Source organism: Paenibacillus farraposensis (assembly GCF_020736845.1).
GTDB classification, from domain to species: Bacteria; Bacillota; Bacilli; order Paenibacillales; family Paenibacillaceae; genus Paenibacillus; species Paenibacillus farraposensis.
The window spans coordinates 1-349 of sequence record NZ_JAFFQR010000085.1; the positions used below are offsets into that span (position 1 = coordinate 1).

The following is a 349-nucleotide window of genomic DNA, read 5'->3' on the forward strand; positions in this document are numbered from 1 at the left end:
CGAACTGGCAGAAAGCAAAGCTACAAGTCGCTCGCATTCATGAGAAGATAGCGAATTGCCGCAACGATTTTCTGCATAAGCTGTCAACGAAGTGGATTCACGAAAACCAAGTGATCTGCCTTGAAGACTTACAAGTAGAAAACCTGATGAAGAATCATAAGCTTGCCAAATCAATTGCCGAAGCGTCCTGGTCGATGTTACGCACGATGCTGGAGTACAAAGCATTGTGGTATGGACGAATCATTAGCGTGGTGGCAAAGAACTATCCAAGTAGTCAATTGTGTAGTGGTTGTGGTCATCGCCACAAAGATGTGAGAAACCTGAATTTGCGACAATGGGTTTGTCCGAA

The 349-nt window shown here is 44.7% G+C and carries 1 protein-coding gene; it reads left to right on the top strand.

Annotated features, from left to right (window positions below):
* The coding region (locus JO375_RS14300; protein ID WP_229525104.1) for a transposase at positions 1-349 on the top strand (349 nt) is incomplete at both ends.